The organism is Pseudoalteromonas spongiae UST010723-006, assembly GCF_000238255.3.
Classification (GTDB): domain Bacteria; phylum Pseudomonadota; class Gammaproteobacteria; order Enterobacterales; family Alteromonadaceae; genus Pseudoalteromonas; species Pseudoalteromonas spongiae.
Map to the genome: position 1 here is coordinate 802588 of NZ_CP011039.1, position 26575 is coordinate 829162.

Consider the following 26575-nt stretch of genomic DNA (forward strand, 5'->3'; position numbering starts at 1 on the left):
TTAACAAGTTAATAATGACTAAAGACGTAAACTTATTATTTAAGAAGATAGGTTACAGCTTTAACGACGTTCGCTTGCTAGAGCAAGCAATGACCCATAGAAGTTACCGAGGTGCTCACAATGAGCGCCTTGAGTTTTTAGGTGACTCGATTTTGAGCTTCGTTATAGCTGATGCTTTGTATCATCAATTTCCAAAAGCCCGTGAAGGCGATTTAAGCCGTATGCGCTCTACGCTAGTACGCGGTCAAACATTGGCGGAATTTGGTGTGGAATTTGAACTTGGCGATTTTCTTCGCCTTGGTCCGGGTGAGCTGAAAAGCGGTGGTTATCGCCGTGAATCAACGCTTGCTGATGCCGTTGAAGCAATTATAGGTGCTGTATTTTTAGATTCAGACATTGAAACATGTCGTGAATTAGTACTTAACTGGTATCAAACGCGTTTACAAGCAATTACCCCAGGGCACAATCAAAAAGACCCAAAAACCTTGCTACAAGAGTATCTGCAAGCCCGCAAGATCCCTCTGCCTAGCTATAATGTAATTGATACTAAAGGCCAAGCGCACAATCAAGTATTTACGGTTGAGTGCTTAATTGAGAATAAACCTCAAGTAGTAGCTAAAGGAAGTTCGCGTCGTAAAGCAGAACAAAAAGCAGCTGAGCTTGCATTGAAGATGATTAAAGATGACGCTTGATAAAGACCTGTTAGATGCGCCAATTGATACTCACTGTGGCATGATTGCCATTGTGGGCCGCCCAAATGTGGGTAAATCAACGCTGTTAAACCGTTTGGTTGAGCAAAAAGTGAGTATTACTTCACGTAAGCCGCAAACTACGCGTCACCGCATTATGGGTATTCATACTGAAGGCAAATACCAAGCCGTGTATGTTGATACTCCAGGTCTTCACAGCGAAGAAAAACGCGCAATTAACCGTTTAATGAACCGCGCTGCATCCAGCTCAATTGGTGACGTGGAACTGATTATCTTTGTGGTTGAAGGTACCCGTTGGACAGATGACGATGAGATGGTACTTACTAAGGTAATGGGCAGTGGCGTGCCTGTGATTCTTGCAATCAACAAAGAAGATAACGTTAAGGAAAAAGAAGAGTTACTACCACATTTGCAGTGGTTAGCAACGAAAGGTAATTTCCTTGATATGATCCCAATTTCAGCAAAGCATGGCAAACGCGTTGAGCAAATCAAACAGCACGTTCATAACACTTTGCCTCAATGTGAATTTTACTTCCCTGAAGATTACGTAACCGATCGCTCAATGCGCTTTTTAGCGGCAGAAGTGATTCGCGAAAAATTAATGCGCTTTATGGGGGACGAGCTACCGTATTCCGTGACTGTTGAAATTGAACAGTTTAAATGGATGGATAACGGCGTTTGGCAAATTAATGGCTTAATTTTGGTTGAGCGCCAAACACAAAAACGCATGGTGATTGGTAATAAAGGCGAAAAGCTTAAAGTAATCGGCCGCGAAGCACGTAAAGATCTTGAAGATATGCTTGATAATAAAGTGTTCTTAGAACTTTGGGTAAAAGTGAAATCAGGTTGGGCTGATGATGAACGCGCACTTCGCAGCTTAGGCTATGGTGAAGACTAAGGTCTAATCAATGCAACACTTTGTGCCAGCTTATTTACTGCATTCACGTCCATTTAGCGACTCGCAGTTAATGTTGGACCTGTTGGTACAAGGTGTTGGTCATATCCGCTTGTTGGCTCGTGTGAAGGGCCGCAATAGCATCAAACAAAAAGCCAATCTGCAACCATTTAGTCGCCTTAGCGTACAATATGCTGGCAAAGGCGATATCAAATACTTAAACCAATACGAGCTCGAGAGCCTTGTCGCACTCAAAAATAAAGCTTTGTACTGTGGTTTTTACCTCAACGAATTGACCGCGCGCTTAACACCTATCAATGAACCACTTGATGAAATATATGAACTGTATCATCAGCATATAACGCAGTTAGCGAATGATGAAGACTACGAACCCATTTTGCGTTCGTTTGAGTTTCAATTATTAGAAGCGTTAGGTGTAGGGTTAGATTTTTCTTTTGACGCTCACGGCTCTGAATTGAAAGATGATACGTATTACCAGTATCAAAATGAACTAGGTTGGTTGTCGTTAAAAGGTAGTCGCCGAGGTTTAAGTGGAAAGCAAATACAACAAATTGCATGCTTAGACTTTTCTGATAAGCTAACGCGCACATTAGCAAAACAACTGGCACGCTATTTACTTAATCCGCTTTTAGGGTATAAAAAACTGAAAAGCCGAGAATTATTTGGATCTTAATTTATGAAAGATATTTTATTAGGGGTCAATGTTGACCATATCGCAACGTTAAGACAAGCCCGTGGCACGCAATTTCCAGACCCAGCACATGCAGCAACCGTTGCAGAGCACGCTGGTGCAGATGGTATTACTATCCACTTACGTGAAGACCGCCGTCATATTCAAGACCGTGATGTATATGTAATGGCAAAAACCATTCAAACACGTATGAATTTAGAAATGGCCGTTACCGATGAAATGATAGGTATAGCGCTTGAGGTAAATCCAGAATACGTATGTTTAGTGCCAGAAAAACGTGAAGAGCTTACCACCGAAGGCGGCCTAGATGTAGTTGGCAACGAAGCAAAAATTGTCGATGCAGTAGCAAAACTCAGCGCAGCCGGTATTAAAGTATCGCTGTTTGTTGATGCAATTGAAGCGCAACTTGATGCATGTGCTCGAGTAAAAGCGCCATTCGTTGAAATTCACACTGGCGCGTATGCAGACGCTGAAAACGATAAAGAGCGTGATGAAGAACTCGCGCGTATCGCCGCTGGTTGTAAATACGCAGCAGATTTAGGTTTAACCGTAAACGCAGGTCATGGTTTGCATTATCATAATGTAAAACCAATCGCCGCCATTCCAGAAATTTACGAGCTTAATATTGGCCATGCAATTATTGCGCGTGCAGCGATTGATGGCTTAGCAAAAGCCGTTTCAGATATGAAACGCTTAATGCTAGAAGCAAGAATGTAAATTGTGTTTGTCGCTGCTTTTAGCAGCAGCGACATTCCAGCACTTATTCCATTATTTAGAAGAGATTAAACTCACAAGTCCCCGTCAAAATCTTCACTCTACTTTAACAGTAAACTTTTACTCTACACTCTGAATTGCCCCAGCATCTTGCATTAAGCTCGATAAACAATCTTGCAGTTCAAATATTTCTGGTTCGATGTCTTTAAGCGCTTGTGCTTGTTTTAACGCAGTTTCGATGGTTTCTGCGAGGTTTTTAATTTTGGGCACACCAGTGTAACAACAGGCGCCATGAAATTTATGGATAATACTTAATAGCTCTTTGCTGTCACTATCGTCAAAGGCTTCGCTAATTAACTTTTGTGTTTCGGGAATACTAAGCAATAACATGCTCAGCATTTCGTTCGCGAGATCTTCTTTTCCGCCAGCGCGTTGTAATGCTAACTGCCAATCAATCATATTGCTCGAAAACGGAGGTTCACTGCTAATTAATTTGGCAGGTTGTACTTTCGGTTGATAATCTTTTGAACCAAACTCTGCAATGGTTTTCATTAAAATTTCTTCATCGATCGGTTTGGTTAGGTAACTGGTAAAGCCATTGCTTAGTAGCGATTCTTTTTCACTGGCAAGAGCGTGAGCGGTCACGGCAATAATTGGGGTTTGCTCATTAAGAGACGATTCTAAAATGAGTTTGCATGCGGTTACGCCATCCATAATTGGCATTTGAATATCAAGCAGTATCACATCGTACTTACGGCTTTTTGCAAGGCTAACCGCTTGCGCCCCATTGTGTGCGGTATCAAAACTTTCAATTTTGTCGCGAAGCAGTGCACACATTAAGCGCAAGTTAGCATCGTTATCATCCACCACAAGCGCTTTTAATGGCAATGTTTCTTTATCTGTTGCCGGAGTGCTAATCGTTGGGTGATCAAGTCTGTATGGGGCGGCAAGTGTATGGCACAGCTTGCGATGGTTCATTGGCTTTGACAAACACGCATCGGCGCCGGCATTAATCACCACCTCGCGATAGCTATGCGATATGGTATTAACTAATACGTATAGGTAATCACATTTTTCCCGTGCACGCTTAATTAGTTCGCGGCATGCGTGTAGGTCGTTGGGGTCAATGTTCACAGCAAGCAGGCCAATATCAAAATTAAACGCTTGATTTTGCGCTTCTTCCAATTCGCCGAATGTTGCACATGCAGTCACATTTAACTGCCAGCTTTCTAATAATTCTTTGCCGGCTTCAAAGCTGTGTTCAAACGGTTCAAAGAATAACACGCGTTTTTGCTCTAACGGACCAAGTGGTAAATCTACCGCATATTGGTGTTTTGGAATTTCAAGTTCAGCATTAAAGGTAAAGCAACTGCCTTTGCCTAGCGCTGAATTTAAGGAAATTTTACCGCCCATTGCTTCAACTAAGTGTTTGGTAATAATCAAACCTAGACCGGTACCACCAAACTTACGGGTAATGCTGGAATCGGCCTGACCAAACGCCAAAAACAGTGAATCTTGTTTATTGCTATCGATGCCAATGCCGGTGTCTTTGACAGAAATAAGCAGTGCTTGCTTATGGTCGCTTAACATACGGCCGGTTACGTCAATAGTAACACTGCCATTGTCTGTAAATTTAATCGCGTTACTAATAAGGTTGATTAAAATTTGTTTAAAGCGGGTAGGGTCGCCTATTACATGATCGGAAATCCCATCAGCAACATATAGCGATAATTCAATGTGCTTTTCGTGGGCGTTCGGCGCTAATAAGGTGAGCGCCTCGTTAATGGTATCGCGCAATTGAAAATGAATATGCTCAAGTTCCATCGCACCCGCTTCAAGCTTAGAGAAATCTAGAATATCACTAATAATTGTAAGCAGGCTTTTTGCGGAAAATTCAATGGTATCGAGGTAATCTTTTTGGTGCTTATTGAGTGGTGTTTTAGATAACTGGCGGGTAAAGCCAATAACACCGTTAAGCGGTGTTCTGAGCTCATGACTCATTTTAGCTAAGAAATCAGACTTAACTTGGTTTGCTCTTTGCGCCTCGCGTTTGGCAAAATTTAGCTTAATATTTTGTGTTTCGTATTGTTCAAGCGTTTCGCGGTAATCGCTAATGGCTTGGTCGATATGGCGCTGCATTTCATCTTTTTGCGTAACCATATTGGCCGAAATATCGTTAAGGCCGCGTCTTAAAATTTCAAACTCGCCTGCCATACGTTCATCGAGTCCGGTTTCTAATTCATCACTTTTTAGCTGATCAACCGCAAACACCAGCTTTTTGATTGGATCACTTAAGCGATTAGAAAAACGAAACGCAATTACTAACGCGATGGCTACGGCTAAACCAATAATCACAATACTAAACAGCAAAGCACTTTGGCGCGCAATCACTGCGCGGTCGTTACTAATTTCTACGTTTACATAGGCTTTTACTGGTAAATGCTGTGAAATTAATAAGCTGTCTTGTGAAAGCGCGTTTTTATCGAAAATTGGTAGCGAAAACAGAATGCTTTTTTCAAATTGTTTAATATAAAGCTGTTTTGGCAATGCGTTGCCGTTTTCAAATTTAAACTCTTCTATCTCTGGGTAATAGTTACTGGTGAGAATAAGTTCATGATCGGCGTTGAATAATACAATTGATTTTATAAGTGGAGCGTGTTGATTGTGTGTATCGCTAATAACCGACTTTAATTCAACAATATTGTTGCTGTTTAGCGCATGCTCTATGGCTTTTGCCAGCGGTGTGGAAATAGTTTGCCCTTGTTCGGTGAGAAAATCGTTAAGTTCTTGATAGCGAGTTAAGGTAAAATAACTGCCTAGGATAATACCTACCGTTAAGGTGGGTACTAAAGTTAATAGTATTATCCAGTCTCTTAAGCCAAATTTACTCATCGGGTGCGATTGTTATAATAAATTATTATGACACTGAGTTAAGGTTAAAGACTAAAGCGATATTAGGCAAACAATTTATAGGGTAATCACAGTGGCAAGGTTTTTTAAACCGCAAAAAAAGCAACTTTCAGCAGAGAAACAAACATTAAGCATCGACTCAATGAACCATGAAGGGCTAGGTGTAACGCGTAGCAATAAAAAAGTGGCATTTGTTGAAGGGGCAATAACAGGCGAAACTGTTTTAGCTAAACAATTGGCGAATAAAAGTAAGTTCGAAAAATACCAAACCGTAAAAGTGATTACGCCAAGTGAGTATCGCGTTGCGCCATTTTGCCAACATTACGATCAATGTGGCGGTTGCCAATTACAGCATTTAGAAGTTGCTCAGCAAGTTATTGAAAAACAGGCCGCAGTAACTAAATTGTTTGAAAAATTCGCCGAGGTCATTAATTTACCTTGGTGTGATGCGCTAGCAAGCAACCCGACTCATTATCGTCGTAGTGGCCGTATTGCGGTGATTTACGATAAGCAAAAAGATAACTTTTTGGTTGGCTACAGACAAAAGCAATCAAAGAAAATCATTAATATCGAACGCTGCGACGTGCTCGTTAAACCTTGGCAATCGGTTTTTACCGAAATACGTAACTTGCTCCCAGAGTTGAAGGCGGGTGATGCGATTTCACATTTGCAATTGTGTTCGGTGCAAAGCGGTAACTATTTAATTGTGCGCCACACTAAGCCGCTAAAAGATAGCGATATTGCAAAGCTCCAGCGTATTTGCCATGAAAATGATTGGCAGTTGGTGCTAAATAGTGAAAAAGGTACTTTTACAGGCGATGAATTACCTTACTACCAGTTGGATGATTATCAATTAACCTTGTTTTTTGGTTTTGATAACTTTATTCAAGTCAATGCCGAGGTTAATCAAGCCATGATTAAACAGGCACTTACGTGGCTGAACCTCACTAAACAAGATAATGTACTCGACTTATTCTGCGGTGTGGGTAATTTTACCTTACCACTTGCAACACAATCGAATACTGTTGTTGGGGTAGAAGGGGTCGCTTCGGCAATTGAGCTTGCCAAACACAACGCAGCACATAACCAGCTAAACAATATCGATTTTTATTGCCAAGATTTAACTGAAAATATTAAGTCGCAAGACTGGTTTAATCGTGAGTATTCGGTACTATTGCTAGACCCATCGCGTATGGGGGCGTTTGATATTCTAACTCAACTTAAATTAAAGCGTTTTTCTCGTATACTTTACGTTGCATGTGATCCAGTAACCATGGCACGTGACAGCAAGCTTTTAACTAACGCGGGCTTTAAGGTGAGTAAAATTTCATTGATGAATATGTTTCCTAATACGTCCCATATTGAAACGATGGCGTTGTTTGAAAAGGAGAATTAATAAACATGGTATCCATTAGGCAATCGCACTTACTTGCTAATCTAGAGAGCTTTCAAGCTTGGTTAGAGATGTTGGCCTTAAGCGACGATAAGCAACAGCAGCTTGAGCGTGCTTATGATTATTGCCTAGCATATTGCGAGCAAAAAAAATTAGACGACGAATTTGAAACCAGTTTGCCTGCTAGCAAAGAAATTGTCGAAATTCTCGCAGAGCTTAATATGGATGCTGAAACCCTGTTAACCGCATTTCTAACGCCGCTTTATTTAAACGGCAAGCTCGATAAAGAACACTTAAGCAAACATTTTTCACGATCAGTTGTAGAGCTTTTAAAAGGTGTTGAACAAATGGCGGCGCTCGGTGCGCTAAGCTTCCAGGGCAAAGGCAGTACGCAAATTGATAATATTCGCCGTATGCTATTGGCAATGGTGGAAGATGTGCGCGCTGTGGTAATAAAACTCGCGCAGCAAGTGTGTTTATTGCGCGAACTAAAAAACGCCTCTGAAGAAGAGCGGGTAATTGCCGCCAAAGAAACGGACAACATCTTTGCACCACTGGCGAACCGTTTGGGTATTGGTCAATTAAAGTGGGAGCTTGAAGATCTTTCACTGCGTTACCTTCATCCAGAAAAATACAAGGAAATCGCTAAATTACTCGATGATAAGCGCATTGCTCGTGAAAGTTACATGAGCAATATGGTGGCATTAGTAAAAGCTAAGCTTGCTGAATCAGGCATTGAAGCTGAAGTTTACGGTCGACCGAAACACATTTACAGCATCTATAAAAAGATGCAAAACAAAAATTATGAGTTTGATCAGCTCTTTGATATTCGCGCCATGCGCGTAGTGGTTAACGAATTACAAGATTGCTATGCAGCGCTAGGTATTGTGCACACTAACTGGCGTCATCTCAATAAAGAGTTTGATGATTACATTGCTACACCAAAAGCGAATGGTTACCAATCTATTCACACGGTTGTATTTGGACCCGAAGGCAAAACTGTTGAAATTCAAATTCGCACCCAAGCGATGCACCAAGATGCAGAGCTTGGGGTTGCCGCACACTGGCTTTATAAAGAGGGTTCATTGCCGGGTAAAAACTCAGGTTACGAACAAAAAATCAGTTGGTTAAGAAAGTTACTACAGTGGCAAGAAGAAGTTGTCGACGACGAAGAGTTTGCTGAAGAGCTTAAAAACCAAGTTGTGGAAGACCGTGTATATGTATTTACGCCGCGCGGCGATATTCTCGACTTACCAAAGGGCGCGACACCACTTGATTTTGCTTATTACATTCACTCGAATGTTGGACACCGCTGTATCGGTGCAAAAGTGTTCGGCAAAATTGTGCCGTTTACTCATGAGCTTCACACTGGTGACCAAGTTGAAATTCTTACGCAGAAAGAACCTAATCCAAGTCGTGACTGGCTAAACCCATCATTGGGCTATGTCAAATCGTCTCGCGCACGTTCTAAAATTCATCACTGGTTTAAGCAACAAGACCGCGATAAAAATCTTGCCGCTGGTAAAGAAATTTTGGATGCGGAACTTGCTAAACTGAGTTTGCAAACCAAAGACTTAAAACCTGCATTGACGCGTTTTAACTTGAATTCGATAGAAGATTTACAAGTTGCGGTTGGTGCTGCGGATGTGCGCATAAACCAGCTGATTAACTTTTTACAAAATAAACATCTACCGCAAGATGATGAGTTACCCAAGTTCCGTAAATCAGCAAAACCGCGCAAAGGCGATAAAAACGGTATTGTTGTTGATGGTGTAGGCAGTTTATTAAGCCATGTTGCCAAGTGTTGTGAACCAGTGCCGGGCGATAGCGTACAAGGTTTTATAACTCAAGGGCGCGGCATTGCAGTGCATCGTAGTGACTGTGAGCAGTTAGAGCATTTACGAAGCCAATTTCCAGAGCGTTTTATTGATGTAAGCTGGGCCGATGAAGTGTGTGAACACTATGCGGTAACGATTCGCATTGAAGCAAACGATCGCCAAGGGTTAATGCGTGATATCTCGTCAGTGCTTGCTAATGAGAAAACCAATGTGCTGAATATGAATCTGCAAACCAATAATGCGCGTCAAACCGCGATTTTTGAAATGAAGATTGAAATCAACAATATTGAGCAGATGAATAAACTGTTAGTTAAGCTATCGCAAGTTGATGGCGTTTTTTCGGCGGTAAGAACCTAATGAGTCAAAGCCATAATATTGAAATTCTGCTTAATATAATGAGCAAACTGCGTGACCCCGATGGAGGTTGCCCTTGGGACTTGCAACAAGATTTTGCCTCAATTGTGCCGCACACTCTTGAAGAGGCCTATGAAGTAGCCGATTGCATTGAGCGAGAGGATTTGCTTGAACTTAAAGATGAGTTGGGTGATTTATTGTTTCAAATTATCTTTTATGCCCAACTTGGCAAAGAGCAGCAGTTATTTAACTTTGACGATATTGTTGCGGCCATTTGCGATAAATTAGTGCGCCGCCACCCTCATGTATTTGCCAATGAAGAGGTGTTTTCTGAAGCGCAGTTAAAAGCAAATTGGGAAGAACAAAAAGCGGCTGAGCGTAAACAAAAGTCAAAAACGAATACCCTCGATGATATTCCACATGGATTACCAGCGCTGACTCGCGCGCAAAAAATTCAAAAACGTGTTGCCAGTGTTGGCTTTGATTGGCCATCAGTCAAAGGCGCGCTTGATAAAGTAGAAGAAGAGTTTCAAGAAGTACGCGAAGAGTTAGAATCACACGGGCCAGATGAAAAGTTAGCTGAAGAGTTGGGGGATTTACTGTTTGCTTTGGTAAATGTAATTCGCCATTCAGGGTTTAACGCTGAGCAGGTGCTGCGTAACGCTAATAATAAGTTTGTTAGGCGTTTTAATTCGGTTGAATTAACCATTACCAAGTCAAAACCAATGAAAGATGCAAGCCTAGAAGAAATGGAAGCGGTTTGGCTGCGTGTTAAAAAGCTTGAGAAAGCGTAAATTTCATTTGAGCAAAATGGCAACTTTTAGTATAATGTTTTCCCGTCTTGTTGATTGCCTTTAACGGCAATATTGTCTATTAATTCCTGACATCTTAGGGTTCACATGAATACAAAATTTATCTTCGTTACAGGCGGGGTCGTTTCCTCCTTGGGTAAAGGTATTGCTGCAGCATCATTGGCTGCAATTTTAGAAGCGCGCGGTCTAAACGTAACGATTCTAAAGCTTGATCCTTACATTAATGTTGATCCTGGCACTATGAGCCCTATTCAGCACGGTGAAGTATTTGTTACTGAAGACGGTGCTGAAACTGACCTAGACTTAGGTCACTATGAGCGTTTTATTCGCACCAAAATGACCAAGCGTAACAACTTTACGCAGGGTCGTGTATTTGAAGACGTATTACGTCGTGAGCGTCGTGGTGAATTCCTTGGCGCAACTATTCAAGTTATTCCACATATTACAAACGATATCAAACGCCGTGTACTGGATGGTGCAGAAGGTTATGATGTTGCTATCGTTGAAGTTGGTGGCACGGTAGGCGATATTGAATCACAACCTTTCCTTGAAGCATTACGTCAACTTGGTACAGAGCTTGGCCGTGAAGCTGCACTATATATGCACTTAACACTAGTGCCTTTCCTTGGTGCTGCGGGCGAAGTGAAAACAAAACCAACACAACACTCAGTAAAAGAGTTACGTTCGATTGGTATTCAGCCTGATATTCTTATTTGTCGTTCAGATCGCCAAATTCCTGCGAATGAGCGTGCGAAGATTGCGTTATTCACTAACGTTGAAGAAAAAGCCGTTATTTCATTAAAAGATGTCGACAGCATTTATAAAATTCCTGCGTTGCTTAAATCGCAAGGTCTTGACGATTTAGTATGTCGTCGTTTCCACATTGAAAGACCTGAAGCGGATCTTTCAGAGTGGGAACAAGTTTTATATCAAGAGTCTAATCCAAACGGTGAAGTAACGATTGGTATGGTTGGTAAATACATTGAATTGCCAGATGCCTACAAATCAGTTAACGAAGCACTTAAGCATGCAGGCCTTAAAAACCGCGTAACGGTTAATATTAAGTATGTAGACTCACAAGACGTTGAAACAAAAGGCGTTGAGATGCTTGCGGGTCTTGACGGTATCTTAGTACCGGGTGGTTTTGGTGGTCGTGGTGTTGAAGGTAAGATTTTAACTGCACAATACGCACGTGAAAACAAAGTACCATACCTAGGTATCTGTTTAGGTATGCAGGTTGCATTAATTGAATTTGCACGAAATGTAGCTGGCCTTGAAGGCGCAAATTCATCAGAATTCGATGCAGACGCTGAACATAAAGTAATTGGCTTAATTACTGAGTGGCTAGATAAAGAAGGTAACGTTGAACAACGTTCTGAAGAGTCTGACCTTGGCGGGACAATGCGTTTAGGTTCGCAAAAGTGTCACTTAGTTGAAGGCACTAAAGCGCGTGAAGTATACGGCGCGCCAGAAATTTTCGAACGTCACCGTCACAGATATGAAGTGAATAACCACTACGTAGAACAACTTGAGAAAGCTGGCTTGGTGTTCTCTGGCTTATCAGAAGATAAGAAGCTAGTAGAAATGATTGAGCATCCGAACCACCCGTGGTTTGTAGCAGCTCAGTTCCACCCTGAGTTTACCTCAGGACCTCGCGATGGCCATCGTTTATTTGAAGGCTTCGTGGGTGCAGCATACGCGCAACAAAAAGACGAAAATTAATTACTAAGCCGTGACCTGTGTCGCGGCTTTTTTATTTTAACTGCCTGTGATTTTGAACCCTTCGCAGGCTTAGCACAACAACCTTTATGGGAAAGAGGATATAAGATGTCTGAAATCGTAAAAGTCATTGGTCGTGAAGTAATGGATTCACGTGGTAACCCAACTGTTGAAGCTGAAGTACATTTAGCAAACGGCATTTGGGGTCGTGCATGTGCACCATCAGGCGCATCAACGGGTACCCGCGAAGCACTAGAACTTCGTGATGGTGACAAGAGCCGTTACTTAGGTAAAGGTGTTTTAAATGCGGTGAATTTCATCAATGGTCCAATCGCTGACGCTTTAATCGGCAAAAACTCTCACCAGCAAAAAGACATTGATGGCATCATGATTGATCTTGATGGCACAGAAAACAAAGAAAAACTGGGCGCGAACGCGATTCTAGCTGTTTCTCTAGCAAACGCTAAAGCAGCAGCACAAGACAAAGGCCAAGAGTTATTCGAACACATCGCAGAACTAAACGGTACGCCGGGTAAGTTCTCAATGCCAGTACCTATGATGAACATCATCAACGGTGGTGAGCATGCGGATAACAACGTAGACATTCAAGAGTTTATGGTTCAGCCAGTAGGCGCACCTAACTTTAAAGAAGCACTTCGCATGGGTGCAGAAATCTTCCACAGCCTGAAGAAAGTACTGAGTGCACGTGGCCTAAACACAGCTGTTGGTGATGAAGGTGGTTTTGCACCTAACTTATCATCTAACGAAGAAGCGCTTGCTGTAATTGTTGAAGCGGTTGAAGCTGCCGGCTACAAAATGAATGAAGATGTAACGCTTGCGCTAGACTGTGCTTCATCTGAATTCTACACAGACGGCAAGTACGACCTGAAAGGTGAAGGTAAAGTATTCGATTCAGAAGGTTTTGCTGACTTCCTAGCGGATCTTTCTGCACGTTACCCAATTGTGTCAATTGAAGATGGCTTAGACGAAAGTGACTGGGCAGGTTGGAAAGTACTAACAGATAAGATCGGCGACAAAGTACAGCTAGTTGGTGACGATTTATTCGTAACTAATACGAAGATCTTAAAGCGTGGTATTGATGAAAAGATTGGTAACTCAATCTTAATCAAGTTCAACCAAATTGGTTCACTTACTGAAACACTTGAAGCAATTCAAATGGCGCACGAAGCTGGCTTTACAGCAGTTATCTCACACCGTTCAGGTGAAACTGAAGATGCAACTATTGCTGATTTAGCTGTGGGTACTGCGGCAGGCCAAATTAAGACTGGTTCACTGTGTCGTTCTGACCGTGTTGCTAAGTACAACCAACTTCTTCGTATCGAAGAAAAGCTAGCTGAAAAAGCGATTTACAATGGTCGTAGCGAAATTAAAGGTCAGTAATTGACACTTAATTTTAGCTAAATAAAAAACCGCTGTTTTGCAGCGGTTTTTTATTTTGCAGATTTCAGATTTCAGATTTCAGATTTCAGGTTTCAGATTTCAGATTTCAGGTTTCAGATTTCAGATTTCAGGTTTCAGATTTCAGGTTTCAGGTTTCAGGTTTTCTCTCTTAATCTTGAACTCTAAACGCTTTTTTACCCAGCACCAAACTGTTCGGCTAATATTTGCCGGGTAAATTCTGTTTTTAAATAATACCCCCGTGGCAAAGTCATAATTTCCTTGCCGTCAGGTCCAATTGCTTGGGTAAGGGCTTTGCTATTGGCTGCTTTTGGGCGCAGTTGCAGTACTTGACCAAAATGACCGTTAATCTGTTCAATGTTGCCAAGCGCAATCATCTCGGTCAGTTCTTCCCAGTCTTTTTTAAGCTGTGCCTCTTGCAACGCACTTGGTTGCCATAAAAATCCATTGCCAATAATGCGGTCTGTTGGTGCCAGGTCGCGCTCTGATAAAATCGGTAACCATAAAACATGCGACAGCTTTTTTTTCACAACTGAGTTTTGCCACGTTACACCGTGTAAATTGGTAAGCGGTGTAATTGAGACATAAGTTGTTTCTAACGGTTTGCCACTGTATGAAATGGGTAATGTTTTAAGCTCTATACCTAAATGCTCAAAGTCAGGTTCAGGTTTTGAAGCTGCGGTCGCGCCCAACACATATTCAATAAGTTGGCCTATCCAGCCTTTTTCTCTTAATAAGTTTTCCGGTGTGTTGAATGCATAGCTTGCTGCTACTTCTCCTAACGTTAAACCAGCGATATCGTTAACGCGCGTCATAAGTTCAGAGGTGCTAGCAGGTGGTAAGGGTTTATTCATACAGTAAGCGCGATAAATTAAAATCGCAGTTTAGCAAATTTACCGATTACGGATAACCTTAAAGGATTGTTTTATTTGGTTATAAAATGCACTGTATTTTGAGTGTGCCTATTTTATTGTGTTTAACTCGCTTAATTAACTGATATATAAAGAAATATTTTTTATGGTGTTGCGGTTTTACCAACTGTTCTGCTGTATTTATGCACTAAATACACAAATATAAACAATGTTATCCACAGAATCTGTGGAGAAGTGTGCTTTTTGAAGAGGTGATTGTGGATTTGTTTGAGAAATGTGCGTTTATTTTTAGTTTTATTCACAACTTGTGGGTAACCTGAGTATATGCTGGTTTTTCATTTGCTGTTAGATACGGATTATGGAACAATCGAGCTATATTAAGAATTAAAAGAGGCACATGCGGGTGATAGATGCCGAAGGGTTCCGTGCCAACGTTGGAATAGTTATTTGTAATAATCAGGGACAGGTATTTTGGGCTAGACGTTATGGTCAACACTCGTGGCAATTTCCACAAGGTGGAGTTGACCAAGGTGAAACTGCCGAGCAAACCATGTACCGAGAACTGAATGAGGAAGTTGGATTAAAACCCGAAGACGTTGAAATCATTGCAAGCTCTAAACACTGGTTACGTTATAAGTTACCAAAGCGTTTAATTCGCCGAGATTCAAGTCCAGTGTGTATTGGTCAAAAGCAAAAGTGGTTTTTACTTAAATTACGCTGTCCCGATGAAGACGTTGATTTGTCTAAAACCAATCATCCTGAATTTGATGATTGGCGCTGGGTCAGTTACTGGTATCCAGTACGCCAAGTTGTTTCGTTTAAACGAGACGTTTACCGCCGCGTTATGAAAGAGTTTGCACCTCATGCAATGCCATTTCATAAAAAAGACCAAGGCTGGCGGAACAGGCGCTAATTAATGAGGTAACTGTGCTAACAGCATTACGAGAAATCGCACAAAAAGTGTCGCAGCAAAGTAATTTGAAAGCGGCGCTTGAGTGTTTTGTTTCAAGTGTAAAAAGCACTATGAAAACACAGTGCTGCTCGGTCTATTTTGCTGATTACGCACAAGACGCATTTGTTTTGATGGCAACAGATGGTCTTAACCCTAAAGCGGTTGGTGAATTCAGAATTGGTTTCACCGAAGGTTTAGTTGGGTTAGTTGCCCAGCGCGAAGAAGCCATCAACCTTGCTTTTGCAAAATCCCACCCAAGATTCAAACTTGCACCTGAAGTTGACGAAGAAAACTATAACGCGTTTTTAGCAGTACCGATTGTGCATCAAGGCAAGATCCTCGGTGTTATTGTGGTGCAGCAACAACTTGCAAGAGTATTCAGCCAAGATGAAGAGTCTTTTTTAGTTACCTTATCAGCTCAATTGGCAGCGCAGTTAGCGAATGCGGAAATCCAGCATTTACTCGAATTTAGTGAATCTGAGCAAAAGACTACCTGTTTAAAAGGATTAAGCTCAGCCCCAGGCATCGCACTTGGTAAAGCCTATGTGATGGCGCCAAGTATCGATTTTAGTCAATTAGAGTTGATGAAATGCGACGCTCATAGCGAACAAATTCGACTTTTCCATCACGCGGTCATTACCACGCGTAAAGAGTTTCGCCGCATGGCCGCGCAACTTGATAGCGATCTTGGTCAAGAAACGTTGGCGGTGTTTACCGTTTATGAACAACTGCTTGAAGCAAAGAGTTTAGGCGACCAAGTCGAAGCTAAAATTTATGAAGGCTGGTGTGCTAAAAGTGCATTAAAGTTAGTGATTGAAGGCTTGGTTGCTCAATTTATGGCAATGCAAGATACCTACATTCGTGAGCGCACCATTGATATTCAAGATATTGGTATTCGCGTATTACATCATTTACTTAATAGCGAATATAAAAAGCATCATTTTGATGCGCCAATTATTTTGGTCGCCGATACCATAACGCCTACCATGCTTGCGGAAATCCCAAGAGAGATGTTAGCAGGGGTAGTGAGCATCAGTGGGGCGGCGAACTCACATGCGTCTATTTTGACGCGTGCAATGGGTATTCCCGCAATTTGGGGGTTATCTGGCTTACCGATTTCCCATGTGGCAGATAAGTTTTTAATTTTAGATGCGTATGCTGGCCGTGTTTATATTTCGCCTACCAAAGCGCTTATAAGCGAATATGCTAAGTTAAAGCGAGAAGATGCGCGTTTACACGATGCGTTTGATGCCGAGTATCAGCTTGAGGCGGTTACGCTTGATGGGGAAGAAATAAGCTTATATGCCAATACTGGGCTTGAAGTTTCAAATGATCTGATAAATGCCAAATATTTGGATGGCATAGGTTTATACCGTACCGAAGCCTGGTTTATGCAACAAAATACATTTCCAAGTTTGGCAGAACAAGAAGCCTGGTATCGTGAGATACTAGCTGCCTATCACCCGTCGCCGGTGACCATGCGTACCTTGGATATTGGTGGTGACAAGTGCTTAAGCTATTTTAGTTTCTCGGAAGAAAACCCATTTTTAGGGTGGCGTGGTATTCGTATTAGTTTAGATCACCCTGAACTGTTTTTAGAGCAAGTAAAAGCCATGCTGAAAGCCAATATGGGGCTTGGTAATTTAAAAATTATGTTGCCTATGGTGGCTGACGTCAATGAGGTGGAGTCATCAAAGCGCCTTATTCAACAAGCCTTTTTTGAGTTGCAAGATGAGTGGCTTCCTGAGCAAGGAAAGTTAGAAATGCCGCAAGTCGGTATTATGCTTGAGGTACCTTCGAGTGTTTATTTATTACCTGAGTGGGCTAAGTGCGTTGATTTTTGCTCGGTGGGAAGTAATGACTTAACGCAATATATGCTGGCGGTAGATAGAACTAACGCGCGGGTAGCAAATTTATTTGATAGTTATCACCCCGCAATACTGCGCGTACTTAACGATATTGCCATTCAATGTATCGATTATCAGTTACCGTTTAGTTTGTGTGGTGAGCTGGCTGCCGACCCTGAAGGCGCGTTGTTGTTAGTGGCTATGGGTTATCGTGATTTAAGTATGAGTCCAAGTGCGATTAATAAAGTGAAATACGTATTACGACGCTTAAACGCCAGCGACATGGAACAGCTGTTAGTAACCTGTTTGGCGGCAAAAAACGCAAAACAAGTGCATCGGTTATTAAGGGAATTTATAATTCATCACAAATTAAGCCAAATTCTGTATACTAGCGCAGTCCACTAAAACCTAGGTTGTTCATGTCTGATATTTCGATAGTTTTTTTTAGTTGTATGGCGCTTGGCTGCTTAGTTGGATTTTTGGCTGGACTGCTTGGTATTGGTGGTGGATTAATTATTGTACCTGTGTTGAGCTACCTGTTACTCGCGCTAAATTTAGTGCCAGCCGATCAAGCCATGGTCGTTGCTATCGCTACATCGCTGGCATCGATTATATTTACCTCTTCAAGCTCCGCTTACGCACATCATAAAAATCAAAATATTCCATGGAAAATAGCCCCTTGGGTATTAGTTGGTGTATCAGTTGGTGCATTATTAAGTGGCGTGATTGCCACAGGTATTAGTAACGATACGCTACAGTTGATTTTTGCCAGCTGCGTAATTTTTATCGCACTACGGATGATTTTACCGCATCAACCAAAAGCACAATCAGCATTGCCTCACGGCAGTATTTTAACCCTAGGAACCAGTGTTATTGGCGCGGTGTCTGGCATGGTGGGCATCGGTGGTGGTGCGTTATTAGTGCCATTTTTAACGCATTTTAAACTCGATATGCGAAAAGCCATCGGTTGTGCGGCATTGAGTGGCATTTTAATCGCTACTTTTGGCGTAGTCGGTTATATTAGCTTAGGTTTGCAATACCATGATGTAAGCGAAGGCTTTATTGGTTTCGTTTATTTACCCGCATTAATCGGAATTGTATTAACGTCGGCGTTTTTTGCACAGTTTGGCGCAAAAGCGGCGCAGTATTTACCAGTAAAAATAATAAAACGTATTTTTGCGGCACTGTTAGTGATTGTCGCAATTAGAATGTTAAGTAGTTAAAAAGGAAAGGTGGAAATAAGTGGATTTTCCAAATATTGATCCAGTATTTATTGAGATAGGTCCAATAAAAGTGCACTGGTACGGCATGATGTATTTGATTGCGTTTGTAACGGCTTCATTTTTAGCATCTCGCGCGGCAAGCAAACCAAATAGTGGTTGGACTAAAGAGCAAACTAGTGACTTATTATTTTACGGTATGCTTGGCGTTATTTTAGGCGGCCGTTTTGGTTATGTATTCTTCTATCAATTTAGCTACTTCTTAGAAAACCCACTGTACTTATTTAAAATTTGGGAAGGCGGCATGTCGTTCCATGGTGGTGTTATAGGTGTGGTAACGGCGATTGCCTGGTTTGCCAAAAAACAAAATAAAACCTTGTTGGGAGTAGGTGACTTTGTTGCGCCACTTGTACCGCTTGGTTTGTTTTTCGGCCGCATCGGTAACTTTATTAATGGTGAGTTATGGGGCCGCGCCTCTGATGTGCCGTGGGCGATGGTATTTCCAACAGGTGGCCCTGTGGCGCGCCACCCGTCGCAACTTTACGAAGCTATTTTAGAAGGTTTAGTGCTTTTTGCGATCATCCAGTTTGTAAATAGAAAGCCGCGCCCTGAAGGTGTTATTGGTGGCTTATTCTTATTTGGCTACGGCTTCTTTAGATTTATTGTTGAGTATTTCCGTGAACCCGATGCACATATAGGCCTGTATGGCGGTATTATTTCGCAGGGGCAAATTTTGTCGCTTCCAATGATTTTAGCTGGCCTTGGTTTAATGTTCTGGGCTGTAAAACGCCAACAAAAAGAGTGTAACGCATGAAACAGTATTTAGAGTTATGTCAGCGTATTGTTGATGAAGGCCATTGGGTAGAAAATAAACGTACGGGAATTCGTTGTTTAACGGTGGTAAATGCTGATTTAGAGTACGATGTTGCCAACAACAAATTCCCATTAATTACGACACGTAAAAGCTTTTATAAAGCGGCGATTGCCGAGTTATTGGGTTATTTACGTGGCTACGATAACGCCGCACAATTTAGAGCAATTGGTTGTAATACCTGGAACGCCAATGCGAATGAAAATAGTGCGTGGCTAAACAATCCGCACCGTAAAGGTGAAGATGATATGGGCCGTGTTTATGGTGTGCAAGGGCGTGCTTGGCAAAAGCCTGATGGTACAACGCTTGATCAGCTGAAAAAAATTGTTGATAACCTTAAAAATGGCGTTGATGATCGCGCCGAAATCTTAACTTTTTACAATCCAGGTGAGTTTGATATGGGCTGTTTACGTCCATGTATGCATACTCATACCTTTTCGTTGTTAGGTGATACGCTTTACTTAACATCTTACCAGCGTAGCTGTGATGTGCCGCTTGGTCTTAACTTCAATCAGATTCAGTGTTTTGTACTATTAGCATTAATGGCACAAATCTGCGGATTAAAAGCGGGTAAGGCGTACCATAAAATTGTAAATGCCCATATTTATGAAAACCAACTTGAGTTAATGCGTGATGTGCAGCTAAAACGCGAGCCGTTTGAATCACCAAGCTTAACCATTAACCCAAATATTAAAACGCTAGAAGATATTGAAACATGGGTGACTACCGATGATTTTACGGTGGAAGGCTATCAATATCACGAGGCGATTAAATACCCATTTGCCGTATAACTACAATTAAGGAAGAGAATAATAATGAAAGCAGTCATTCCTGTAGCAGGCTTAGGCACACGTATGTTGCCAGCAACCAAAGCTATTCCAAAAGAAATGCTTCCGATCGTCGACAGACCATTAATTCAATACATTGTTGAAGAAGTTGCCGCAGCTGGCATCAAAGAAATCGTATTGGTAACGCACTCGAGTAAAAACTCGATTGAAAACCACTTTGATACGAGCTTTGAGTTGGAAGCGACGTTAGAGCGCCGTGTTAAACGTCAATTACTTGAAGAAGTTCAGGCGATTTGTCCAAAAGATGTAACGATTATTCACGTACGCCAAGGTGAAGCAAAGGGGTTAGGGCACGCTGTTGAGTGTGCCAGACCAATTGTCGGCGATGCGCCGTTTGTCGTGGTGTTACCTGATGTAATTTTAGATAACGCGAGCTGCGACTTAAATAAAGATAATCTTGCCGACATGATTACCCGTTTCAATGAAACTGGCCACAGTCAAATAATGGTTGAAAAGGTTGCTGATGAAGACGTCGATAAATTTGGTATTGTGAATATTAACGGCAATGAACTACTACCTGGTGGCAGTACAGCAATCAAAAATATTGTTGAAAAGCCAAAGCGCGATGAAGCGCCTTCTAATCTTGCTGTGGTAGGGCGTTACGTTTTAGATAAATCCATTTGGCCGCTCCTTAAGAAAACGCCATTGGGCGCTGGAAATGAGATTCAACTTACCGATGCCATTGCAATGCAAATGAAAGAGCAGCAAGTCGATGCCTACTACATGAAAGGTAAAAGCCACGACTGTGGCTCAAAGCTTGGCTATATGAAAGCTAATATTGAATATGCACTGCGTCGTGATGACCTTAAAGATGAATTAAAGGCGCATATTCAGTCGTTACTTTAGTTTTTCAATGCTTTTTGAGAATGCCACTTCAAAGTGGCATTTTTTTTGCTTTATTTTTGTGATGTCAATGTGTTTGAAGGTGTCACAAATGAAACAAATTTTTTGCATTGGTTTTACTAGCCTTGTACTGTTGGGTTGCTCAAGTGAGCCTGTAATCACACAACCAATTGAAGCTAAAGTATTTAATCAAACCAATGTATCTGAACGAAATGTGCATAGCTTTGCAAAGCAGCTTGCCGTAACTATGTTTGATACCATGCCTAAGTTAAATGCAGATAATCGCATTGCAGTGGGAACCTTCTTGCCGGAGCAAGATCTCAAAGATAAACAAGACCCGCAATTGATGACCCTTGGCAATCAAGTTCAGGCAAGTCTACAGACACTTTTTACGCAAGTTGGTGCAAGCGTTATAGAATTTAAAACTTCAGAATATATCACAATTGCCGATACCCAAGACATTATGCTGACACGCGACAAATCACAGTTGTCTGATAACTTGGCTGTTGATTATTTTTTAACAGGTACAATCAGCAAGATTGAAACGGGCTTTTTAGTGAGTGCAAGATTAATAGACTTATCTGATAAACGGGTTGTTTCGGCAGCAACCGAAATGTTCCCAGCTAACGTTAATTGGCAGCAAAGCAAGATATCGTTACGTGATGGAAAACTTTATAGGAGTACATACTAATGAAGGTTCGCATGGTTAAATCAATCGGAGTCGCTTCAATAGCTGCTGTTGTGGTTGGATGTACTACATTGGGTAACAATACAACGGTTGCAGCTAGTGACGAAACAACAGAGCAAGTAGATAGTCGCTTTCAAGCTTACAGTGCAGATTCGTTTATGGCGAATAAGGGGACGGTTAAAGAAATTAAAAATATTAACCATTATGTGCGAGGATTAATGCATCAACTTGCGGATAATGTTAAATACGTTAACCAAAGCACCCCAATTGCTGTGACTAGTTTCGTATTGCTTGATAGTGATTTACAAAAAACTAATTTAGTTGGTAATCAGATTGCTGAAAGTTTTATTCATGAAATTCATAAGCTAGGTTTACCTGTTTTGGATTACAAGACCACTGATTTTTTCCGAGTGAGTACGGAAGGAGACTATATTTTTAGTCGGGACTACATGGAGTTGCGTTCGGATTTACCAATAGATTATGTGTTATCAGGTACCCTAACGAAGCATCAGAAGGGGTATTTAGTCAATGCACGAATCATTGGCATAAAATCAAAAGCAGTCGTGGCGTCAGCGCAAGGGCTCGTGCCAGATTATGCGATAAAGTCACTGCAAAATACCAAAAACAACGATGGTATTCCGTTACGAAAAGGTTAGGGCAGTATTTATGAAACATTTAATTGCGGGAGTAGCAATACTTGCTTCTGGTTGTCAAACTACAGTGCAACAATCTCAAGAACAGAAAAAAGTGTATCCTGTTGCACAACATCAACCAGCGAATCGAATTGCACCAATTAATGACTATTTGCTTGATGAATATGCGGAACAAATCGCAATGAAATTGATGGCCAACCTTGATGCAGAGCCAGAACTGGTTCGCTTAGCCGTAACATCATTTGTCGATTTAGATGATAACCTACAGTATGCAAGTCGATTTGGAAATCAACTTGCTGAATCGATGCTGACAGAAGTTCAGGCATATGGTTTAAATGTAGTAGATCATAAAGTCATGCCAGTTGTTCGCATAGATGGTAATGGTGATTACACCTATTCTCGTGATGTTAAGCAACTAAACTCTCAAGGTGTTATAAATGCCGTGTTAAGTGGTACGTTACTATATAAAAGTAACGGTGTGGTGATTAACTCTCGCATTACTAGCTTGAGTGACCAGCGTATAATAGCCAGTGCCAAATACACAATCCCATACAGTGTTGCATTTGATGAATAGCACGCAAAGGTAAACTTTTGTTTCCTATAAGTGGCTTGCTTTCTCTTTTTACTCTTTGATAATCTTGAATAAATGATATTGTTCTCGTAGCTCAGTTGGATAGAGCATTCGCCTCCTAAGCGAAGGGTCGCAGGTTCGACTCCTGCCGGGAACGCCATTAACGGCTATTAAGTTTTAACCCGCCTTTTTAATTGTTATTTGAACGTCATTAAATAATCTTTAAATCGAGCTATCTTTTATTGTTATGTAGCAATGTGATTAAAGTATTTCTTGAGCGTTACGCGGTTAACCCGAGTTATTGGTCATTAATACTAAATGCTAAGCTTCTCTTGGCTCTAGCTCCTTAGAAGCTTGCTAACGTAACCAAATCACCAATTTGTACGTTTGCCAGGAGTTTGTCGCCTATCACTTGGGCAATTGCGGTGTTTTGATTTACCTGAGTGACTCTCAACTGGTAATCAGTATTAATAATAAGCTGCTTTTGATTAAACCCTTTGCGCAGTGCAATTTGCAGCTTTTGTCCTTTCACTAGATTATTCTCAGCGCCAAGGCTAATGATCACGGTATCGTGATCGACGCTTAAAATACGTGCTTGCGCTGGAATACAGGCAAGATAGCTTGCTAAATCTTGGCCAAGCTTTAAGTTGATATCTGATATTGCTTGTCCATAAGGCATGGTCCAAAATTTTTCACTGTTCACATCGATACGGGCTGTTTTTTTGGTTTGCCAGGTGGCAAATGTATCGTAGTGTGTTTGTTTCAGCAGTTCGCCAGTTAAGCCATTGTATAGCGCCGTATTGATCGAGAAAAAACGTTCATAAGCTTTATTTTGCCAAAATGCTAACGATGAACTCTGTTGCTCACCAAGAGATAAGTCTTCTATTTGCGATATCCAGACAAACTGACTGTTATTTTGGTCGGCAATTTGTTGAATAAGCGCGCTTGAGTTGGCATCAAAATGCGCGGTGAACAGGTTTTTGGTATTAAGCTTACGGTTAATATCGGCTTTTGTGTTGAATAAATGGGTAAACTGATACAAATGTTTTACGAGCTTTTCGCTGTATGCTTTTGGTAATTCAAAAATTTGACCATAAGTTGCATGGCTCGGAGTTTTGAAACCGGTTCTTGTTAAAGCTACATTCTTTTTAATCGATGAATTTTGGCAAGTCTCGCTATTATCTAAAATATCAAGTCTTAGTGTAATTGAGAGCGTGTTGTCTGATTGAATTTCATCAATTACTTCAATCTGATCGATTGCTCCATGAGAGTAAACTTGGGTACTTGGTGTTTGCCAAATGCCATTTACCACTTGCTGTAGACTAGTAACTTGCGCACCTGAAAAAAGTAGAGCTTGCTGAATAGCATTTTCGGTTGCCATCATTCGAGCTTGTTCAACATTACCGTTGCGTATTTTGGCTTGACCGGTTGATTCATACCAAATTGCATGAGACGAAAAGCTCACAATAAAAAGAAGTAATACTAGATGTCGCATAGCGCAGCTCTCAATTTAAACCTTAGTCTGTATATTCAATTTCTGTACCAAACCATACAGTGGCGCGAAAATTGCTAATTCAAATGTAATATGCATTTGTATGGTGGCAATATGTTGAAATCAATTTTCAAAACATCAACTCTGATAACGAGCTTATATTTATTAGGTGGCTGTAGCCAACTGTTTGATAAACATATTGAATATGAATACCAAACACCAGATAACTACCCGGTGCTGTATGCGGTAGGGTATGCACCGATCAGTTTGCAACCCGGTACAACAACAGAGCAAAAATCGATTATGGCAATGAAGGCATCAAAGCTTGAGGCTTATCGTGAGCTCGCGGAACAAGTCTACGGACAAAAAGTTGACGCGCAAACGAGCGTTAAAGGCCTTATCGCTAGTAATGATACTTTGAAAGTACGTGTACAAGGTGTTGTACGTGGTGCGAAAGTAACAAAAAGCTACGCTGTGGGTGATACGTATGCAACAGAAGTTGAGCTAGATATGAAATTGGTACATGACTTATATATTGGTCAAACTAAACCAAGAAACGTTAAAAAAGTAACCTACTACTAGCAGGTTACTTTTTATTAGTAAATTCAAATTACGCTTTTAGCCCGCGAGCAATCGGGTTAGGTAGAGAGAAAGATTTGCCCGTTTTGTCATATCCGGTATGACTTTTACCAAATAGGATATTCTTTAATTTTTGTGAAGCAATCTGGCTTTGATTTGCTGCTACTTGATTCACATCATTCTGTTTTTTGCAGTCAGCTAATACCTGATTAATTTGGTTGATTGTTGGCTGATATTCAGCTTTATCAATACCGTCTTGATCGATTAATTTGGCAATGTGTTGGTCACGTTGCTGAATGGACTGCAACGATGCAACTTTGCTTTCAACAACAGATATCAACGATTCATGATCGCGCGCAACTATAGCTTCTAATTCCTGCTTTAGGATGTCAGCCATAGTATTCAACTCATCAAGTTGTTGCGCTAATATCTGTTCTAGATTCATAAACTATCGACCGAAAAGTTTAAATTCAAGCTTATTGATGTTTTCAGCAAGCTTCTCTGCATCAATTTTGTATTCGCCGTTAGCGATCGCTTTTTTAAGCTCGTTTACTTTTTTCTCATCAATACCTGATGATTGCTCCGCTTTTTCATTTAGCTTTTTAAGCTGTTGAGCTTGCGGTGTAATGCTCACTGAATCGCTAGTTGCCTTTGCAGTAGCAGTATTCACTTGCACTTGTTTATTAGCAGTTTCAGACGCTTGCTGCTTAGAGCTTTCAAGCCTGACGTTTGCTTGGCTGTTTGAGCCTTGATTTATTTGATTAACCATGACAGTTCTCTCTACTAAGATTTCACATCTTATGTATCGGCATCTCGGGTACAACCTTTAATAAAAAATGCACTATTTTTATTAAATTTGTAACCTCTTATTTAACCTGAAATTTCTACTAGAGTACAGCGCTAAATTGTGACTATTACCAGCTCAGTGTTTAAAACTCTTGCCTGAATTTTCTTTTTAGATTTTACATTGCGAATACTAATGTTGTCGCCTATGCGTCCATCTTCAAGCGCTTCACCTTGTGTTTTAATTGTCATGCCTTTAAAGCTTGCCAAAATAGTAATTTTATCGCCTTTACAAATAGTACAAATATAATTGTAGTTGATAGTTTGTCCCGCACGAACATTTCGTTTACTGCGGCTACCTATTAAGTTAGTACTCGATTTAAATTGATTCGAACGCGTTAAGTGTTTTGCAACTTGCTTGCTGGTTAAATGTTTTGCGGTAATTCGTTGCCCTTTACTGATCCCTTTTGCTGCCGTAATCACTTCAACGAGCTCTAATTGCTTTACATGCACAAAAACTTGCCAATTATTTTGGTCTAAACACTTAATTTTTATAGTAGATTGCCGATTAGTATTGATAGGATTTGCGGCACTTACTTGCAACTCGCGCTGACATGTTCGCGTTTTAATACGAGTGTCGAGCGGTAACGCCGTAATCGACAACTGCGAATTAGGGTGTTGGTTAGAGTTGGGTTGTTTGTTATCGGCAACATAATCTATTGCGATTTGCTGCAATTCTAACTTACTGTAAACCTTTGCTTTGAGTGAAGTCATAGCAAGCGCAGCAATTTGTATTAAAATAAAGAAATAAAGATTTTTTTTAAACAAACTCATAATGTTTCGACTATGCTTTATGGGTAAAACAAGGTATAACTAGCGA

Annotated in this window: 25 protein-coding genes and 1 tRNA gene; 20 read left to right on the plus strand and 6 right to left on the minus strand. The window is 41.1% G+C overall.

Annotated elements, in window-relative coordinates; all coding sequences use genetic code 11:
• Positions 1 to 14: 14 nt before the first annotated feature.
• Genes rnc through pdxJ form a run of 4 tightly spaced genes read left to right on the plus strand, consistent with a single transcriptional unit; the run spans position 15 to position 3034 of the window.
• Positions 15 to 692, plus strand: coding sequence for a ribonuclease III (gene rnc, locus PSPO_RS03750; protein ID WP_010560767.1), 678 nt, complete (start codon positions 15 to 17; stop codon positions 690 to 692).
• Positions 682 to 1608 (plus strand): GTPase Era, encoded by a 927-nt coding sequence (gene era / locus PSPO_RS03755; protein ID WP_010560766.1) that lies wholly within the window; start codon positions 682 to 684, stop codon positions 1606 to 1608. Before rnc ends, era begins: the two co-directional genes overlap by 11 nt.
• A gap of 10 nt (positions 1609 to 1618) precedes the next feature.
• On the plus strand, positions 1619 to 2299 hold the full coding sequence (recO, locus tag PSPO_RS03760) for a DNA repair protein RecO (RefSeq protein WP_010560765.1): 681 nt from the start codon (positions 1619 to 1621) through the stop codon (positions 2297 to 2299).
• Positions 2300 to 2302: 3 nt separating this feature from the next.
• Positions 2303 to 3034, plus strand: a complete 732-nt coding sequence (pdxJ, locus tag PSPO_RS03765; RefSeq protein ID WP_010560764.1) for a pyridoxine 5'-phosphate synthase — start codon at positions 2303 to 2305, stop codon at positions 3032 to 3034.
• 117 nt (positions 3035 to 3151) lie between these two features.
• Here pdxJ and barA read toward each other — a convergent pair whose 3' ends face one another.
• The gene (gene barA / locus PSPO_RS03770; RefSeq protein ID WP_010560763.1) at positions 3152 to 5923 is read right to left on the minus strand and encodes a two-component sensor histidine kinase BarA; all 2772 of its coding nucleotides are present in this window, start codon (positions 5921 to 5923) and stop codon (positions 3152 to 3154) included.
• 91 nt (positions 5924 to 6014) lie between these two features.
• Here barA and rlmD point away from each other — a divergent pair, with 91 nt between their 5' ends.
• The 5 genes from rlmD (at position 6015) to eno (ending at position 13458) form a co-directional block, all read left to right on the plus strand.
• On the plus strand, positions 6015 to 7337 hold the full coding sequence (gene rlmD, locus PSPO_RS03775) for a 23S rRNA (uracil(1939)-C(5))-methyltransferase RlmD (RefSeq protein WP_010560762.1): 1323 nt from the start codon (positions 6015 to 6017) through the stop codon (positions 7335 to 7337).
• Between the two features lie 5 nt (positions 7338 to 7342).
• Complete coding sequence (gene relA / locus PSPO_RS03780) at positions 7343 to 9529, plus strand: GTP diphosphokinase (protein WP_010560761.1); 2187 nt, start codon at positions 7343 to 7345, stop codon at positions 9527 to 9529.
• Positions 9529 to 10320 carry a nucleoside triphosphate pyrophosphohydrolase gene (gene mazG / locus PSPO_RS03785; protein WP_010560760.1) on the plus strand — a complete coding sequence of 264 codons (792 nt, stop codon included), beginning with the start codon at positions 9529 to 9531 and terminating at the stop codon, positions 10318 to 10320. Before relA ends, mazG begins: the two co-directional genes overlap by 1 nt.
• Before the next feature lie 105 nt (positions 10321 to 10425).
• Positions 10426 to 12060: a CTP synthase gene (locus PSPO_RS03790; protein ID WP_010560759.1), complete on the plus strand. Its 1635-nt coding sequence runs from the start codon at positions 10426 to 10428 to the stop codon at positions 12058 to 12060.
• A gap of 105 nt (positions 12061 to 12165) precedes the next feature.
• The gene (gene eno / locus PSPO_RS03795) at positions 12166 to 13458 is read left to right on the plus strand and encodes a phosphopyruvate hydratase (RefSeq protein ID WP_010560758.1); all 1293 of its coding nucleotides are present in this window, start codon (positions 12166 to 12168) and stop codon (positions 13456 to 13458) included.
• 194 nt (positions 13459 to 13652) lie between these two features.
• Here eno and mutH read toward each other — a convergent pair whose 3' ends face one another.
• Complete coding sequence (gene mutH / locus PSPO_RS03800; protein WP_010560757.1) at positions 13653 to 14330, minus strand: DNA mismatch repair endonuclease MutH; 678 nt, start codon at positions 14328 to 14330, stop codon at positions 13653 to 13655.
• A gap of 421 nt (positions 14331 to 14751) precedes the next feature.
• On the opposite strand from mutH, the gene rppH reads away from it, so the two are divergent.
• The 10 genes from rppH to PSPO_RS03850 all read left to right on the plus strand — a co-directional run bounded on the left by rppH (position 14752) and on the right by PSPO_RS03850 (position 23001).
• Positions 14752 to 15261: an RNA pyrophosphohydrolase gene (rppH, locus tag PSPO_RS03805; RefSeq protein ID WP_010560756.1), complete on the plus strand. Its 510-nt coding sequence runs from the start codon at positions 14752 to 14754 to the stop codon at positions 15259 to 15261.
• Between the two features lie 14 nt (positions 15262 to 15275).
• A complete protein-coding gene (ptsP, locus tag PSPO_RS03810; RefSeq protein ID WP_010560755.1) occupies positions 15276 to 17552 on the plus strand; it encodes a phosphoenolpyruvate--protein phosphotransferase in 2277 nt (758 codons plus the stop codon).
• A gap of 14 nt (positions 17553 to 17566) precedes the next feature.
• The gene (locus PSPO_RS03815; RefSeq protein WP_010560754.1) at positions 17567 to 18370 is read left to right on the plus strand and encodes a sulfite exporter TauE/SafE family protein; all 804 of its coding nucleotides are present in this window, start codon (positions 17567 to 17569) and stop codon (positions 18368 to 18370) included.
• A 19-nt stretch (positions 18371 to 18389) separates the two neighbouring features.
• A complete protein-coding gene (gene lgt, locus PSPO_RS03820; RefSeq protein ID WP_010560753.1) occupies positions 18390 to 19181 on the plus strand; it encodes a prolipoprotein diacylglyceryl transferase in 792 nt (263 codons plus the stop codon).
• A complete protein-coding gene (locus PSPO_RS03825; protein WP_010560752.1) occupies positions 19178 to 20029 on the plus strand; it encodes a thymidylate synthase in 852 nt (283 codons plus the stop codon). The genes lgt and PSPO_RS03825 overlap by 4 nt, the downstream gene beginning before the upstream one ends.
• Positions 20030 to 20053: 24 nt before the next feature.
• Positions 20054 to 20932: a UTP--glucose-1-phosphate uridylyltransferase GalU gene (gene galU / locus PSPO_RS03830; protein ID WP_010560751.1), complete on the plus strand. Its 879-nt coding sequence runs from the start codon at positions 20054 to 20056 to the stop codon at positions 20930 to 20932.
• Positions 20933 to 21020: 88 nt separating this feature from the next.
• Entirely contained in the window at positions 21021 to 21620 is a 600-nt protein-coding gene (locus PSPO_RS03835) for a FlgO family outer membrane protein (RefSeq protein ID WP_010560750.1), read from the plus strand.
• A gap of 11 nt (positions 21621 to 21631) precedes the next feature.
• The gene (locus PSPO_RS03840) at positions 21632 to 22273 is read left to right on the plus strand and encodes a FlgO family outer membrane protein (protein WP_082428491.1); all 642 of its coding nucleotides are present in this window, start codon (positions 21632 to 21634) and stop codon (positions 22271 to 22273) included.
• 10 nt (positions 22274 to 22283) lie between these two features.
• Complete coding sequence (locus PSPO_RS03845; RefSeq protein WP_010560748.1) at positions 22284 to 22844, plus strand: FlgO family outer membrane protein; 561 nt, start codon at positions 22284 to 22286, stop codon at positions 22842 to 22844.
• An 80-nt stretch (positions 22845 to 22924) separates the two neighbouring features.
• Positions 22925 to 23001, plus strand: a tRNA-Arg gene (locus PSPO_RS03850).
• Positions 23002 to 23187: 186 nt separating this feature from the next.
• Here PSPO_RS03850 and PSPO_RS03855 read toward each other — a convergent pair.
• Positions 23188 to 24336: a flagellar assembly protein T N-terminal domain-containing protein gene (locus PSPO_RS03855; RefSeq protein ID WP_010560747.1), complete on the minus strand. Its 1149-nt coding sequence runs from the start codon at positions 24334 to 24336 to the stop codon at positions 23188 to 23190.
• A gap of 111 nt (positions 24337 to 24447) precedes the next feature.
• On the opposite strand from PSPO_RS03855, the gene PSPO_RS03860 reads away from it, so the two are divergent.
• Positions 24448 to 24915, plus strand: a complete 468-nt coding sequence (locus tag PSPO_RS03860; protein WP_010560746.1) for an LPP20 family lipoprotein — start codon at positions 24448 to 24450, stop codon at positions 24913 to 24915.
• A 28-nt stretch (positions 24916 to 24943) separates the two neighbouring features.
• Here PSPO_RS03860 and flgN read toward each other — a convergent pair whose 3' ends face one another.
• From flgN to flgA, 3 genes are all read right to left on the minus strand, one after another.
• Positions 24944 to 25357, minus strand: a complete 414-nt coding sequence (gene flgN / locus PSPO_RS03865) for a flagellar protein FlgN (RefSeq protein WP_010560745.1) — start codon at positions 25355 to 25357, stop codon at positions 24944 to 24946.
• Between the two features lie 3 nt (positions 25358 to 25360).
• Positions 25361 to 25681 (minus strand): flagellar biosynthesis anti-sigma factor FlgM, encoded by a 321-nt coding sequence (flgM, locus tag PSPO_RS03870; protein ID WP_010560744.1) that lies wholly within the window; start codon positions 25679 to 25681, stop codon positions 25361 to 25363.
• A gap of 131 nt (positions 25682 to 25812) precedes the next feature.
• Positions 25813 to 26529, minus strand: coding sequence for a flagellar basal body P-ring formation chaperone FlgA (gene flgA, locus PSPO_RS03875; RefSeq protein ID WP_010560743.1), 717 nt, complete (start codon positions 26527 to 26529; stop codon positions 25813 to 25815).
• Positions 26530 to 26575 lie beyond the last annotated feature (46 nt).